This is a genomic window from Actinoallomurus liliacearum (assembly GCF_039542035.1).
GTDB classification, from domain to species: domain Bacteria; phylum Actinomycetota; class Actinomycetes; order Streptosporangiales; family Streptosporangiaceae; genus Actinoallomurus; species Actinoallomurus liliacearum.
The window spans coordinates 651,322-666,042 of the sequence record NZ_BAABHJ010000040.1 but is presented as its reverse complement, the minus strand read 5'-3'; the positions used below and the strand labels follow the sequence as shown (position 1 = coordinate 666,042).

At 72.3% G+C, this 14,721-nt stretch carries 13 protein-coding genes; 7 read left to right on the top strand and 6 right to left on the bottom strand.

What is annotated here, in order from left to right:
* Window position 1 precedes the first annotated feature (1 nt).
* Window positions 2–934 (bottom strand): carbohydrate ABC transporter permease, encoded by a 933-nt coding sequence (locus tag ABD978_RS41885; protein WP_345366976.1) that lies wholly within the window; start codon window positions 932–934, stop codon window positions 2–4.
* Between the two features lie 28 nt (window positions 935–962).
* On the bottom strand, window positions 963–2,291 hold the full coding sequence (locus ABD978_RS41880) for an ABC transporter substrate-binding protein (protein ID WP_345366974.1): 1,329 nt from the start codon (window positions 2,289–2,291) through the stop codon (window positions 963–965).
* A 384-nt stretch (window positions 2,292–2,675) separates the two neighbouring features.
* On the opposite strand from ABD978_RS41880, the gene ABD978_RS41875 reads away from it, so the two are divergent.
* From ABD978_RS41875 to ABD978_RS41860, 4 genes are all read left to right on the top strand, one after another.
* Window positions 2,676–5,138 carry a beta-xylosidase/alpha-l-arabinosidase gene (locus tag ABD978_RS41875; RefSeq protein WP_425550824.1) on the top strand — a complete coding sequence of 821 codons (2,463 nt, stop codon included), beginning with the start codon at window positions 2,676–2,678 and terminating at the stop codon, window positions 5,136–5,138.
* A gap of 85 nt (window positions 5,139–5,223) precedes the next feature.
* Window positions 5,224–5,763: a SigE family RNA polymerase sigma factor gene (locus ABD978_RS41870; protein ID WP_345366972.1), complete on the top strand. Its 540-nt coding sequence runs from the start codon at window positions 5,224–5,226 to the stop codon at window positions 5,761–5,763.
* A complete protein-coding gene (locus tag ABD978_RS41865; RefSeq protein WP_345366970.1) occupies window positions 5,760–6,521 on the top strand; it encodes a hypothetical protein in 762 nt (253 codons plus the stop codon). Before ABD978_RS41870 ends, ABD978_RS41865 begins: the two co-directional genes overlap by 4 nt.
* A 128-nt stretch (window positions 6,522–6,649) precedes the next feature.
* A complete protein-coding gene (locus tag ABD978_RS41860) occupies window positions 6,650–6,931 on the top strand; it encodes a hypothetical protein (RefSeq protein ID WP_345366968.1) in 282 nt (93 codons plus the stop codon).
* A gap of 31 nt (window positions 6,932–6,962) precedes the next feature.
* On the opposite strand, the gene ABD978_RS41855 is transcribed toward ABD978_RS41860, so the two are convergent.
* Window positions 6,963–7,376, bottom strand: a complete 414-nt coding sequence (locus ABD978_RS41855; protein WP_345366966.1) for an organic hydroperoxide resistance protein — start codon at window positions 7,374–7,376, stop codon at window positions 6,963–6,965.
* Window positions 7,377–7,546: 170 nt separating this feature from the next.
* On the opposite strand from ABD978_RS41855, the gene ABD978_RS41850 reads away from it, so the two are divergent.
* Window positions 7,547–8,242, top strand: a complete 696-nt coding sequence (locus ABD978_RS41850; RefSeq protein WP_345366964.1) for a hypothetical protein — start codon at window positions 7,547–7,549, stop codon at window positions 8,240–8,242.
* Between the two features lie 55 nt (window positions 8,243–8,297).
* Here the strand turns inward: ABD978_RS41850 and ABD978_RS41845 are convergent, their stop codons facing one another.
* The gene (locus tag ABD978_RS41845; RefSeq protein WP_345366962.1) at window positions 8,298–10,187 is read right to left on the bottom strand and encodes a bifunctional metallophosphatase/5'-nucleotidase; all 1,890 of its coding nucleotides are present in this window, start codon (window positions 10,185–10,187) and stop codon (window positions 8,298–8,300) included.
* Window positions 10,188–10,351: 164 nt separating this feature from the next.
* Between ABD978_RS41845 and ABD978_RS41840 the strand changes: the two genes are divergently transcribed.
* Entirely contained in the window at window positions 10,352–11,368 is a 1,017-nt protein-coding gene (locus ABD978_RS41840; protein ID WP_345366960.1) for a permease, read from the top strand.
* Window positions 11,356–12,066: a TIGR03943 family putative permease subunit gene (locus ABD978_RS41835; RefSeq protein ID WP_345366958.1), complete on the top strand. Its 711-nt coding sequence runs from the start codon at window positions 11,356–11,358 to the stop codon at window positions 12,064–12,066. The genes ABD978_RS41840 and ABD978_RS41835 overlap by 13 nt, the downstream gene beginning before the upstream one ends.
* 3 nt (window positions 12,067–12,069) lie before the next feature.
* Here the strand turns inward: ABD978_RS41835 and ABD978_RS41830 are convergent, their stop codons facing one another.
* Entirely contained in the window at window positions 12,070–12,792 is a 723-nt protein-coding gene (locus tag ABD978_RS41830; RefSeq protein ID WP_345366956.1) for a YoaK family protein, read from the bottom strand.
* The gene (locus tag ABD978_RS41825) at window positions 12,789–14,540 is read right to left on the bottom strand and encodes an acyclic terpene utilization AtuA family protein (RefSeq protein WP_345366954.1); all 1,752 of its coding nucleotides are present in this window, start codon (window positions 14,538–14,540) and stop codon (window positions 12,789–12,791) included. Before ABD978_RS41825 ends, ABD978_RS41830 begins: the two co-directional genes overlap by 4 nt.
* Window positions 14,541–14,721: the final 181 nt, after the last annotated feature.

Below are 14,721 nucleotides of genomic sequence, written 5' to 3'. Positions count from 1 at the left end.
GTCAGATCCCCTCCAGGGTGCTGCGCATCTTCCCGTAACCGGAGAACCGGACGATGAGCAGCGACAGCGCGGTGCCGAACGCGGCCAGGACCAGCGCGATCACGCTCGCGTACCCCATCTGGAAGCTCTGGAAGGCGCTGTTGTACATGCGCTGCGGCAGGACCATCGTGGCGGTGCCCGGCCCGCCGTTGGTGACGATCAGGATGGTCTCGAAGTAGGTCAGCGACCCGACCAGCATCAGCACCGACGAGGTGATGATGGTGTTCCGGAGCTGCGGCAGCGTGATGTGCCAGAACTGCTGGAACCGTCCCGCGCCGTCGATGAGCGCGGCGTCGTACAGCATCTTCGGGATCTGCCGCGCCGCGGCTTGGTACATCAGCGAGTGGAACGGCACGAACTGCCAGGCGATGACGACGACCACGGCGCCCAGGGCGCCGTGCTGGTCGCCGGCGATGTTCCCGTCCGGGAATCCGATCCAGGGACCGACCTTCGCGGCGAGCCCGAAGTTCGGGTCGAGCAGCACCCGCCAGGTGATGGCGATCGCGGCGGTCGACATCAGCAGCGGCAGGAAGAAGATCGAGGACAGCACCGCGCGGTTCAGCTCCCGGCCCGCCGCCCAGACGCCGATCAGCAGGGCGAGCGGCGTCTGCACCACCCAGCACAGCACCATGAAGACCAGGCTGATCCGCATCGACTCCCAGATCGCGCTGTCCGAGAGCGCACGGCTCCAGTTGGCCAGGCCGTTGAAGTTCGGCGTGCCGAGGCCGTTCCAGTCGGTGAAGGACAGCACGGCCGTCAGGAGCAGGGGCACCCCCGCGAACACGCCGAAGAACAGCGCGGCGGGGAGGATCCACACGGCGCCCGGCCGCGCCGCCCGGTCCGCGCCGGCGGCCGACGGCCGCCCGCCTCGGCGCCTGCCCGCCACGGCGGTCATCGGCCGGCCGCCTCGGTCCGCGCCGCCATCACTTCACCTGGCCCATGACCTGGACGAACTTCTCCGGGGTCAGCTTCTTGAGGAAGACCTTCTGCAGGTTGTTGTGCAGCGGGTCGGTGAACACGTGCGGCAGCGCCTGGTCCCAGGACAGCGTGAAGCTCGGAGCCTTCTGCACCATCTGGTAGACGTACTTGGAGAACTCCGGGCCGGGGGAGGCGGACAGCCTCGCCTCCAGGCCACTGACGGCCGGCACGTCACCCGCCTTGATCAGCTTGTCGACGTACATCGCGCCGGCCATCTCCTTCTTGAGGAAGGCGAGCGCGGCGTTGACGTCCTTGGACCTGCTGCTGATCGAGTAGTAGTTGGTGGGGTTGCCGACGACGCTGTTCGGGTCGCCCTTGCCCCCGGCGATGGTCGGGAAGGGCGCGAACGCGAGGTCGTTCTTGGCGAACTGCGGGTGCTTGTCGACCTGGTTGGAGTACTCCCACGTCCCCATCAGATGCATCGCGGCCTTGCCCTTGGCGAACAGCAGCCCGGCGCCGTCGTTGACGTAGTTGACCGACGCGAAGTTGGTGCCGAACGCCCGCCGGTCGACCAGGTCCTGGATCCGCCGCAGCGCGTCGAGCACGAGCGGGTGTCCCCAGGCGTTCGGCTTGCCGGCCAGGATGTCCGCGAAGACCGACGGCCCGCCGAGACGCTCGACGAGGTACTCCAGCCACATCAGGTTGGGCCAGGCGTCGACGTGGCCCAGCGCGAACGGCTGGATCTTCTTCGAGTCGAAGTACGTGACCAGTTTCAGCAGGTCGTCGTACGTGGCCGGGGGCTGCTGGCCGTGCTGGGCGAACAGCGTCTTGTTGTAGAAGAGCAGCACGGGCTGCATCCCGCGCATCGGGATGCCGTAGAACTTCCCGTCGGCCGCCTTACCGGCGTCGAGCACCGAGGGCAGGAAGGAGTTCTGCCACGTCGGGTCGCTCGTGAGGTGCGGGGTGAGGTCGACCAGGCGACCGCTCTGGGCGTAGTCCTGAATGCTGCCGGTGCCCCAGTTGAACAGCAGGTCCGGCGGGTTCGGCGAGCCCATGCCGATGCGGAGCTTGTCGGTGTACCCCGAGCTGCCGGAGTTGGGGATCTCCACGAGCTTGATCTTTGTGGCCGACGACTTGTTGAAGTCGTCGAGGGACGCCTGCTGGATGGGGTTCTGCCCGTCGTCCTGCAGAACCCAGGCCTGGAGGGTCTTGCCGCCTCCCTTACCGCCACCGGAGGGCCCGGAGGTTCCGCAGGCGCTGAGCAGAGGGGCGGTGAGGCCGGCGATACCGGCGGCCGAGAGGAAGGTGCGGCGCGAGAGCGGTGAGTCGCCCATCGGTCCTCCTTGGGGGATTGCGGCAGAGACGGGCGTTGCGACGACGTGTCGGCGCTGTTTCGAAAAAGTGTCGGGAAAGCAGTTGCTGCCGTACCTTAAAAAAGCGCCCGGCAGCGGTCAACCCTTCGCGACGTTCTTTGTGAAACCGGAAATCCTGCAAGCTACGGAGACCTTGGCGGCTCCGAAACATTGCGATAACGTTCACCTCGGCCGCTCGGCGAGCAAGCCCCTCGCCACCGAGCCGCGCGTCCGGCCATCCACGGCGCCACCGCCGGCCGCACCCAGGACGCGTGCCCCGTGGACCTCGATGCGGTGGGAGCGCGAGGCCCACGGGACACGCCTGGCCCACACCACGTTCGATCGCCAGACGGGAGCCCACCACAGATGGCCGAAACGCTTCCTCACCCCACCCGACCGGCCGGGTCATGGCGAGACCGCCGGTTGCCGACCGCCGAACGGGTGGCCGACCTGCTGAGCCGGATGACCGTGGAGGAGAAGGCGGCCCAGCTGGTCGGGTACTGGGCCGTGTCCGCCCGCCCCGGCGAGGAGGTGGCGCCGCTCCCCGACGACTTCGGTGAGCCGCCGCCGCTGGACGACGTCATCAAGGCCGGACTCGGCCAGCTCACCCGCGTCTTCGGCACCGCGCCGATCCCGCCGGCCGAGGGCGCGTCCCGGCTGCGCGAACTGCAGGCACGGGTCGCCGCCGGCAACCGGTTCGGCATCCCCGCGATCGCCCACGAGGAGTGCCTCACGGGCTTCATGACCCACACCGCGACCGTCTTCCCCTGCCCACTGGCGTGGGGCGCGACGTTCGACCCCGAGCTGGTCGAGGAGATGGCCGGCGCGATCGCCGACAGCATGCGGCAGGTCGGCGTCCACCAGGGCCTCGCGCCCGTCCTCGACGTGACCCGCGACCCCCGGTGGGGCCGCACCGAGGAGACCATCGGGGAGGACCCGTATCTCGTCGGCCGGATCGGCACGGCCTACGTGCGCGGGCTGGAGGGCCGCGGCGTCGTGGCCACGCTCAAGCACTTCGCGGCGTACGCCTCGTCGCGGGCCGGCCGGAACATGGCGTCCGCCGCCCTCGGCCCCCGCGAGTACGCCGACATCGTCCTCGAACCGTTCTTCCTCGCCCTCCGCGAGGGCGGCGCCCGCTCGGTCATGGCCGCGTACGTGGACGTCGACGGCGTCCCGGCCACCGCCGACGAACGGCTGATGACCCGGCTGCTCCGCGACGAGCTCGGCTTCACCGGCGTGGTGGTGGCCGACTACTTCGGCATCTCGTTCCTGGAGAGCATGCACGGCGTCGCCGGCTCCCCCGGCGAGTCCGCCGCCCTCGCCCTGCGCGCGGGCGTCGACGTCGAGCTGCCGACGATCCGCTGCTACGGCGCGCCGCTGGTCGAGATGGTGCGGCGCGGCGCCGTCCCGGAGAAGGACCTGGACCGTTCGGTGGCCCGCGTCCTCGCGCTCAAGTGCGACCTCGGCCTGCTCGACGAGGCTTCGGACGGAGCGAAGGACGGCTCCGCCGACGGCTCGGCTGACGGAGCCGTCGAGGTGGCCGGAGCCGTCGAGGTGGATGGAGCCGTCGAGGTGGATGGAGCCGTCGAGGTGGCCGGGGTGCGGCGGCCGGGCGGCTCGGTCGACGGGGTACGGCCCGGCGACCCGATCGACCTGGATCCGCCCGCCCACCGGCGGCTGGCGCGCCGGGTCGCCGAGCAGTCGGTGGTCCTGCTCGCCAACGACGGGGTCCTCCCGCTGCGCGCCGGTCGCGTCGCGGTGACCGGCCCGCTCGCCGCCGAGCCGCGGGCCATGCTCGGCTGCTACGCCTTCCCCAACCACATGACCGCGCGATTCCCCGACCTGCCGTTCGGCGTGGACATCCCGCCCCTCGCGGACGCCCTCCGCGCCGCACTGCCGGACGCGGAGGTCGAGGTGGCGGCCGGCCGGGACGTCCGGGTCACCGACGACGCGGACATCGCCGCCGCCGTCGCGGCCGCCCGCCGCGCCGAGGTGTGCGTGCTCACCCTCGGCGACCGGTCGGACCTGTTCGGCCGGGGCACCTCGGGCGAGGGCTGCGACGCCGAGAGCCTCGCCCTGCCCGGCCGGCAGGCCGAACTCGCCGACGCGGTGCTGGCCACCGGCACGCCCACGGTCATCGTGCTGCTCGCCGGCCGCCCGTACGCGCTCGGCGGCTTGGTGGACCGGGCGGCGGCGATCGTGCAGGCCTTCTTCCCCGGCGAGGAGGGCGGCCCCGCCGTCGCCGGCGTGCTGTCGGGCCGTGTCGAGCCGTCGGGTCGCCTGCCGGTCAGCGTGCCGCGCGGCCCGGGCGGCCAGCCGGCGACGTACCTGCACTCGCGGACCGGCGGGCCGTCGCGCTGGAGCTCGATCGACCCGGCCCCGCTGTTCCCCTTCGGCCACGGGCTGACCTGGACCCGGTTCGCGTACGACGTCCTCGAGGTGGACCCGTCGGCCGCCACGGACGGCACCGTGCGCGTCACCGCGACGGTGCGCAACACGGGGGACCGGCCCGGCACCGAGGTCGTCCAGCTCTACCTCGGCGACCCGGTCGCCTCCGTCGTACGGCCGGTGCGGTGGCTGGCCGGCTGGGCGCGGGTCCGGCTCGAGCCCGGCGCGGCGGCGCGGGTGGAGTTCACCGTGCACGCCGACCGCACCTCGTTCACCGACCTCGACCTCCGGCGCGTCGTCGAACCCGGCCGGGTGGACGTCGCGGTCGGCGGGTCCAGCGCCGACCTGCCGCTGCGGGGGGCGTTCACCCTGACCGGCCCGGAGCGCGTGCTCGGCCTGGATCGCGTCCTGACGGTCCCGGTCGAGGTGACGCCGTGCTGAGCCGGTAGAAACCCGATTGAGACTGCTACTCTCTGCGCGGCTGAGGCCGATGAGCGGACGCAGCCGACGCACCCGGGAGCGCCCTGTGCAGTCCGAGGACGACGCAGCAGAGTTCCACGCCTTCTTCGAGGCGCACCATCGGGAGCTGGCACGTCTCGCCTATCTGCTCACCGGGGACGCGGACGCAGCCGACGACCTCGCCGCCGACGCGTTCGTCGCGGCCTGGCACCAATGGGGCCGGGTCCGGGCGGCGGACCAGCCGCTCGCCTACGTCCGCCGCATCGTGGTGAACCTCGCCGCCAGCCGGGTCCGTACTCTTGTCCGGGAACGTGCGCGCGCCGGGCGGCTCGGGGCCATGTTCCGCGACCGGTCCGACGATCCGGACGTTCCCGCTGTGCTCGACGTGCGCGCGGCGCTGCGGCGGCTGCCGATGCGCAAGCGCGCGTGCGTCGTCCTGCGGTACGCCTTCGACCTGTCGGAGCAGGAGACGGCGCGTGTCCTGGGGATCTCGGTCGGGACGGTGAAGAGCCAGACGTCACGGGGGGTGGCGGAGTTGGAGAAGGCCCTGGGCGCGTGGCGGTCGCCGCCGGCGCACCCGGCCGGGCGCACGGGGGAGGCGCGATGAGCGAGCCGCCCGCCTGGCTGCGCTCCGCCCTGCGCGAGGAGGCCGACGCGCACCGTCCCGACGGCGACCGCATGTGGTCCCGCGTGGACGCCGGCACCCGCGGGCGCCGGGCCCGGCCGGCCCGCGGCCGCTCGCTGGCCGCGGCGGCGCTGGCTGCGGTCGGCGTGGCCGCCGTCTCGGTGGGAGTGGTGACGTGGCGGGCCGCGGGACCGGCCGCCCCGGCCGTCCCGGCCGGGCACGGCACGGCCCAGACCGACCGGCCGGCCCCGTCGTCCGCCGCCTCCACGTGGGGCAGCGCCGCGCCGACGGCGCGCTCCGACCGGCCCTCCCCGACCGGTGGCCCCGCCACCTCCTCGTCGGTCCCGCAGCGGCCCCGTACGACGTCCCCGGCGGTCGTGGCCGGGCTCGCCTCGGCAAGCAACGCCTACTGGGCGGAGGAGGACGTGACCCTGTCCAGGACCCGGCCGCTCACCGCGCTGCGGGTCACCGTGCGCGTGACGCGCACGGCGGGCGTACGGTCGACGGGTTCCTGGTCGAACCTGCCGGGCGACACCTTCCAGGTCACCGTCGGCGACGAGGGGAGCGCGGTCGTCTACACGTGGGTGCTGCGGCCCGGCCGGTCGGTGCCGCCCGGCCGGTACGTCTTCGCCGCCCAGTACGCACGCGCGCCCGACGGCCACGACGCACACCAGGACACCTACAGCGTGACGGCCGCCGACGGCGCCGGCCGGCCGCTCACCGAGAGCGGCCGTTTCTAGCGGACAACCCGATTTAAGGTCATCCCGGACCCGGTTGAACCTTCCGTCCTATTTCTCGCGTACAACGTGGTGACGGTCCGAATCCGGGACCGCACGAGGTGACAGGGCACGGCGGAAGGAGTTCGGCGGTGCGACGCGCGATCGCTCATGACGAGGAGGTCCGGCTGCTCGAGAGGCTGAGCGCGGAACTGGTCCGGCTCGGGGTGGAATCCGACCTGCGCCGGTCGCTACCCGGCCTGGCCGTCGCGACCGACGTGCCCGGCGTTCCGCTGTACATCTTCGTCAGCGAGTCGGGGAACCACTTCGACTGGCGGAACGCCGAGATGCGCCATCCGGTCGGCGACGTGACCGGAGCGGCCGAGAGGATTCAGGGCTTCCTGCACCGCGAGGAGGCGGTGGAGCGCTCCTGAGCGTCGGCGACCGGACGGCGCACGCGGGCGCCTACTCGACGACGAGCTTGACCGGGATGTTGCCGCGGGTGGCGTTGGAGTAGGGGCAGACCTGGTGCGCGGCGTCGACGAGCTCGCGGCCGGTCTCGGCGGGGACACCGTCGGGCAGCTCGACGCGCAGGACCACCTCGAGGCCGTAGCCGCCGGATTCGTTCGGCCCGATGCCGACCTCGGCGGTGACGGCGGCGTCGGAGACGTCGACCTTCTTCTTCTCCCCGATCATGCTCAGCGCGCTCCCGAAGCAGGCCGCGTACCCGGCGGCGAACAGCTGCTCGGGGTTGGTGCCCTCGCCGTCGCCGCCCATCTCGGTCGGGCCGGCCAGGGTGACGTCGAGCTTCTTGTCGGAGCTGACCGCGCGGCCGTCCCGGCCGGACGCCGTGGCGATCGCCGTGTACAGGACGCTCATGTGACCTCCCTACTAGACCTGTCTGTGCGCTTTCCAATGTTCCACGTGGGTGGATCGACCGGGTCATCACCACGATGAACCCGGTAAGCCGGTCCGTTCCGGTTGAAAGTTCTCCGCCGCGTCCAGCAGGCTCGGTGACGGCATGATCACGAACCGTCGGAAAGGCGTTCATGGACCGGTTGGAGCCCTGGGAGATCAGAGATGCCGTCGAGGACGGTACGCGGGCCGCGCTCGGCCTGCCGCGGGCGGATCGCGGGAGCTGCCTGAAGCCCCTCGGCATCGGATGCGCGTGCCTCGCCGGCCTTGGGATCGTGGTGTGGTTCGCAGGGTTTGCGATGATGCTCCACGACCTGGCCGGGCGGAAGAAGGAGACGCCCCCGCCCGCCAACGCGGTCGTCGACAACGAGAACAAGATCACCCTGCCGCTGCCCCATGGATGGACGGGCGAGACCGGCTACGGAGGCAGTGCCCACATGACCGTCGGCCACTACCGGTGCGACCAGAACCCGAGCTCCGGTTGCGTCCTCGCCGGCGTCGACACGTCGCACGAGTCGTCGACGTCGATGGGCGCGAAGTCCGCCGCGGAGGCGGACATCCCGGAGGCGGCCGAGGCGTCCTACGGGCGCATCGCGCGGCACACCGTGCTCAAGTCCGGCCCGGTGACCGTCGCCGGCAAGAAGGGCCACCTCATCCGCTGGAAGATCAAGTCGGATGACGGCCAGACCGCCTATGTCCAGTCCGTCGTCTTCCCGGCACCGGCCCGGGGCTTCGCGATCCTCCGGTTCGGGTTCGACGACGACCCGAAGGCCCCGAAGGTCTCCCTGATGGACGACATCGTCGCGGGCGTGAAACCGGGGAGCGGCTGAAACGCCTCGGCCCGTACGGCGGGAGCCGTACGGGCCGAGGCGGTCGAGCCGGAGGTCAGGACAGCGGGGTGATGCGGTCCCTCGCCGGGACGGCGAGGCCGGTGGAGCCGGCGGCCGTGAGGTAGGCGACGAAGGCGTCGATGTCCTGGGCGCCGCCGAGCGGGTCGGTGCCCTCGTTGAAGACGGTGAACCCGTCCCCGCCGGTGGCGAGGAAGTTGTTCATCGTGACGCGCAGGCTCGTGGTCGGGGTGACCGTCGCACCGTTCACCTTGATCTCACCGATCTTGCCGGCGCAGGTCGCGGCGGACGGGTTCGACTGGTAGGTGAGCGTCTTGGAGAGCTGCAGGACCTTCTGGGACGTCTGGCCGCCGCAGCCGGTGAACTGCTGCTCCAGGACGCGCCGGAGCATGTCGCCGGTCATCGTCTTGGTGACGAGGCTGTTGCCGAACGGCTGGACCGTGAACGCCTCTCCGTAGGTGACCTCGCCGACCGCCTCACCGCCGGCGGAGATGTCGCCGGTCTTGAGGTCCGCGCGGACGCCGCCCGGGTTCATCAGCGCGAGCTGGGCGCCGCCCGTGTTCGCGTCGGAGGTCGCGGCGAGCTGCGCGTCGGCGATCACGTCGCCGAGCGTCGTCTCGCCGACGGAGGTCGCGTCCCGGGTCAGGTCGCCCTGGATCTTGCCGACCACCTTGTTGGCCAGCGGCGCGGACGCGTCGACGTACTGCTTGACGACCTTCGCCACGGCCGGGTCGGCCTTGGACGGGTCCTCCTGGCGGGTGACGCCGGTGCCCGGGGTGTTCAGCGCGTTCTCGACGATCGAGTTGGTCGCGTCGGCGGAGACGAGCGTGCCGGTCCGGTTGTCGACCTTGAGCGTGATGTCGCTGAGGATGCGGCCGAACGACGCCGCGCTGGTGACCAGGCGCGTGACGCCGTTCACGGTGATCGTGCAGCGGTACTCGGCGTGCGTGTGGCCGGACACGATGACCTTGATCGAGGGGTCCAGCTTCTTGGCGATCGCCTCGATGTCGCTGCCGGCGAGGTTCCCCGCGCAGCCGTTCGGCGTGCTGATCGTGCCGGTCTGGAAGCCGCCCTGGTGGATGACGAGGACCGGGATCTTCACACCCTGCTTGGCGAGCTGCTTGGCGGCGCGGTTCGCGGCGGCCGCCTCGTCGCCGAAGTCCAGGCCGGCGACGCCGGTCGGGGTGACGATCGTGGGCGTGGCCTGCAGCACCTCACCGATGAAGCCGACGGAGATCGGCCGCCCGCTCGTCGAGGGGAACCGCTTGACGCCGTACGCGGGAAGCAGCGTCTTGCCGGTCGCCTTGTCCGTCACGTTGGCGGACAGGTACTGGAAGGCGGCGCCCGGGTAGGTGTTGGTCGTCGTCCACTTGCCATGCCGCTCGACCGGGTACGGCGCGCCCTTGCAGCCGGTGCTCGCGCAGCCGCCGTTCTGGATGCGCAGGAGCTCGGTCTTGCCCTTGTCGAACTCGTGGTTGCCGACCGAGGCGAAGTCGGCGTTCATGAGGTTGGCCATGATGGTGGCCGGTTCCTCGTTGAACAGCCCGTTGACGAGGGGGCTGGCGCCGATGTCGTCACCGGCCATCACGCTGGCCTCGCGGGCGCCGTACTGCTGCTGCTTGTCCTTCACCGCCTTGGCGAGGAAGGCGGCGCCGCCCGCGAACTTGCCGTAGATGGTCAGGCCGGCCGGTTCGAGGTTGCCGTGGAAGTCGTTCCAGGCGATCAGGTGGACGTCGGTCGTGCGAGCGGGCCGGTGCTTGGACCAGTCGACCGAGACCTTGTCGGAGAGCGTGTTGGCGCCGGCGATGGTGACCGCGTCGGCCGGCTGTGAGCCGGTGACGGCCAGCGGCGCGGCGGCCACCGCGCCCAGCGCGACGGCGATGAGTCCCGCACGGGTCGCGCGGGAACGCAGGAACCTAGGGGGCAAGGCTTCCTCCGGGAGCCGGGGACCACGCGGTCTCCGGTGGGGACGTCGATACCGGCCGTACCTTCCCATGCGACGACGACGCGCGGGAAGACGTCGGGTTAATTCGTGTTCATGGCGTGATCTCGCCTTGTGACCGTTTTGCGGCGATGAGTAGATTGCCGCCTGTGCCGACCCCCGCCTCCTCCCCGGAGGCCCCCTCGACCGCCGCCGACGCGGCTCCGCCCGGCCGACGCCCGCGCGGAGCCGGACTGCCGCTGGTCACCGCGCTGATCGTCGCCGCGGTGCTGCTGCGGCCGGTGCTGACCGGGCTGCTCGGCCACCCCGCCGTCGCGAACTGGGCGACCGTCTTCGTCGCCATCACCATCCAGGCCCTGCCGTTCCTCGTGCTCGGCGTCGCCGTCAGCGCGTCGATCGCGGCGTTCGTCCCGCCCGGCCTGATCGCGCGGCTGCTGCCGAAACGCCCCGTGCTCGCGGTGCCCGCCGCGGCGGCGGCCGGAGCGGCGCTGCCCGGCTGTGAGTGCGGATCCGTCCCGGTCGCCGCCCGGCTCGTCTCGATCGGCGTGACGCCGGCGGCGGCGTTCGCCTTCCTGCTGTCGGCGCCGGCCATCAACCCGGTCGTCCTCGTCTCGACCGCGGTCGCGTTCCCCGGGCGGCCCGCGATGGTCCTCGCGCGGTTCCTGGCGAGTCTGGCCGCCTCCGTCATCATGGGCCTGCTGTGGAACGCCCTGGGCCGCGACGACCTGATCCGGCCGCGGCGCTCGCACCACGACGAGGAAGGACCCCGGCTCACCGTCTTCCTCTCCACCGCGCAGCACGACTTCCTGCAGGCCGGTGGCTTCCTCGTCATCGGGGCCGGCACCGCGGCCACGCTGCAGACCCTCGTACCCCGGAACATCGTGGACTCCGTCGCCGGGACCGGGCCGCTCTCGCTGCTCGTCCTCGGCGCCCTCGCCGTCGTGGTGGCCCTCTGCTCCGAGGCGGACGCCTTCGTCGCCGCGGGGCTCAAGCAGTTCTCCCTCACCGCGCGGCTGGCGTTCCTCGTGGTCGGGCCCATGGTGGACGTCAAGCTGTTCGCGCTGCAGGCGGGGACGTTCGGCACCCGGTTCGCGTGGCGGTTCTCGCTCGCGACGTTCGCGGTGGCGGTCACCTGCGCCGGTCTCGTCGGGTGGTGGCTGCTGTGACCGAGGACGCCCGCGCGACGACCGTCCTGCTCGTCGGCGCGATGATGGTCCGCCTGGCGCTCACCGGCGCGTACGCGAAGTACGTCAAGACCGGCATGGGCAGCGTGCTGCTGATCGCCGGGATCCTGCTCGTCGGCCTCGGTCTGGTCGGGGTCGCCCGCGCCCTCGGGTTCGTACGGGGCCGGGGCGACGCCCACGGCCACGACCACGGCCACGCGCACGGCGATCGGGCCGGGTGGCTGCTGCTCGGGCCCGTCCTCGCGTTGCTGCTGGTCACGCCGCCCGCGCTCGGCAGCTTCGGCGTCGGCCGCAGCGCCGCCGTCGACGTCAGCTCCGGCGGCCGGACCTTCGACCCGCTCCCCACCGGGCGTACGGTGCCGATGACGCTGCTGGAGTTCGACGAACGCACCGCCGACCACCACGGCGCGAGCTTCGGCGCGACCCCCGTACGGCTCACCGGCTTCGTCACCCCGGCGAAGGACCGGACGGGGTTCCGGATCGCGCGCTACCAGATCGCCTGCTGCGCCGCCGACGCCGTCGCGGCGGTCGTACGCGTCACCGGCACGACCGGGAACGCGCCCGCACGGGACCAGTGGGTGACCGTGACCGGGACGTTCCAGCGCGCCGCCGACGGTGTACCCGAGCTGCGCGCCACCAGCCTCGCCGAGGTCACCGCCCCACGGGACCCGTACGAGTGACCGTCACCGCCGGCGGCGGGGCATCCGCAGGCGCAGCGCGGGGACGTTCCGGCGCACGTCGATGACGAACAGGCCCAGTGCCAGCAGGAGGATGGCGGCGCAGACCCAGATCGCGTGCGCGCCGAGGCGCAGGGTCAGCCACCCGCCGAGGAACCCGCCCGCCAGGAAGCTGACGATGACGGTGGCGAAGCTGGCGGCCTTCCGCGCCGACGCGGCGTCCCGGTCGACGACCGCCACGTACAGCGCCTGCGCGGCCGAACGGAGGTTCCCCGTGGTCATGGTCGTGTTGTACGGCCAGTCGATCAGCGTCCGGAACGACGTCACCTGCACCGACGCCACGAACGCGATCACGACCACGAGCGCGTCGGCCGGGATCACGGACGACAGGAAGCCGGCGGCCACCAGCACGAGGATCTCCAGCACGAGGGCGGCCCTGGCCGGCCCGGGTACGACGGCCGTCACCCGGGGCCGCCGCAGCGTCTCCGCCACGGCCACGCCGACCATGAAGGCCACGATCGGCGGCAGGTGCCGCACGGCGTTCCCCCACTGCCCACGGGCCGCCTCCACGCCGAACAGCACGACATTGGCGGTCTGCGCGTTGGCGAAGACGCCGCCCAGGTGGATGAAGGAGTACGCGTCGAGGAACCCCCCGACCAGCGCCAGCAGCACACCGAGCTCCAACGACGCCACGGTGCGGCGCCGTGCGGACTCGGTGGTGACCTTCATGCCAGGAGCCGCTCCGGAAGGGGTACGTGGCGGGCGCGCAGCCACTCGCCGAGCGCCTTGGCCTGGGTGTCGAACCGCCGCGCCTCGGTGGCCCCGCCGTCCAGCAGGCCCCGGATCACGAAATTGACCGCCCGCAGGTTCGGCAGGACGTACCGGTCGACGGCCAGCCCGCGCGTCTCGGGCAGCAGCTCCCGCAGCCGGTCGGTGGTCATCGTCGCGGCGAGCCACGGCCACGCCTCGGGATCGGCGACCCAGAGCCCGACGTTCGCGTTGCCGCCCTTGTCCCCGGAGCGAGCGTGCACGAGCCGCCCGAGCGGCCCGTCAACGGTCGGCCCCGCGTCGTACGGCGCCTGGGCGTCGGCAGACCTCTCGACGGGCTCTTCCCCGGTCGCGGGGGGCGGGACGAGCTCCTGGCGTCCGTCGGCGTGCACGACCGTGTGCCGCAGGACGTCCTGGGGAATCAGCGTCGGCCAGTACACGCCATATGCGGAGCCGGACGGCGGCGCCCCCATGCCGTAGATCCCCGGATAGCTGGACAGGGCCAGCTCCACGCAGAGCGCCGAAAAGGACCGGCCCGCGCTCTGCTGGTCGCCGTCGACGGCGACGTGCAGGAGGCTGGACCCGGCCATCTGGTCCGCCGGGTCGGCCGCGGGTGAGCCGATACGGGTGAAGCGCAGGTCGGCGATGCCCGGATCCTCGTCGAGTCGCGCGCGCACCGCCCGCTCGACCAATGCGGCCTTCGCGTCGACGTCCAGCCCGGTCAGCACGAACGTGCAGCCGTTCCGCCAGCCGCCGAGCCCGGTCACGGCCACCTTGGTGGTGGGCGGCGGCGCCTGCCCCGCCACGCCGCTGATCCGGACGCGGTCGGGCCCCTCCTGCTCGACCCGGACGGTGTCGAGCCGGGCGATCACGTCCGGGTTCAGGTAGTCCGGTGCCCCGACCTCGTACAGCAGTTGCGCGGTGACGGTGTCGACCGTGACCGCCCCGCCGGTGCCCTCGTGCTTCGTGATCACGCTGGACCCGTCCCGGTCGACCTCCGCGATCGGGAAGCCGGGGTGACGCAGGTCGGCGATGCCGGGGAAGCCGGAGAAGTTGCCCCCGGTCGCCTGGGCGCCGCACTCGATCACGTGCCCGGCCACGACGGCCCCGGCGAGCGCGTCATGGTCGCCCGGCGACCAGCCCCACCACCAGGCGGCGGCCCCCGTTACCAGCGACGCGTCGGCGACCCGGCCCGTGATCACGATGTCGGCCCCACCGGCGAGGGCGGCGGCGATGCCGAATCCGCCGAGGTACGCGTTCGCGGTGAGCGGCTCGTGCCCCCAGCTCGTGAACGGCTTGCCGGTGTCCAGATGGGCCAGGTCATGGCCCGCGGCCGCCAGCTCGGGCAGCCGCGCCGACAGGTCGTCGCCCTCGACGTGCGCGACCGTCAGGTCCGCACCGGCCTCGGCCAGCAGGGCGCGGGTGTCCCGCGCCAGACCCGCCGGGTCCAGGCCACCGGCGTTGACGACGACCTTGATCCCGCGCTCGGCGATCTCGGCCGCCACCGGCCGGAGCTGGCGCAGGAAGGTCGTGGCATACCCGCCGGCGGGCTTCTTCAGCCGGTTCTTGGCCAGCACGAGCATCGTGACCTCGGCCAGGTAGTCGCCCGTGATCACGTCGACCGGCCCGCCGCGCACCATCTCGGCCAGCGCGGACAGCCGGTCGCCGTAGAAGCCGGAGCAGTTCGCGATTCGTATGGGCCGGTTCATGGGCTGCTCCCAGGTGACGAGGCCTGCGCGGGGACAGGGCCGCGTCGAACCCGTCCCAGGAAAGCGAAGCTACCGCACGGTCGCCCGCCCGGTCCCGACCGGTCTCCCCGCCGCGGCGGCAACTCCCGGCACGTGGGCCGCATTTTCCCCGTGCGGCGGGTAGGGGCCCTGCGAAGCCTAT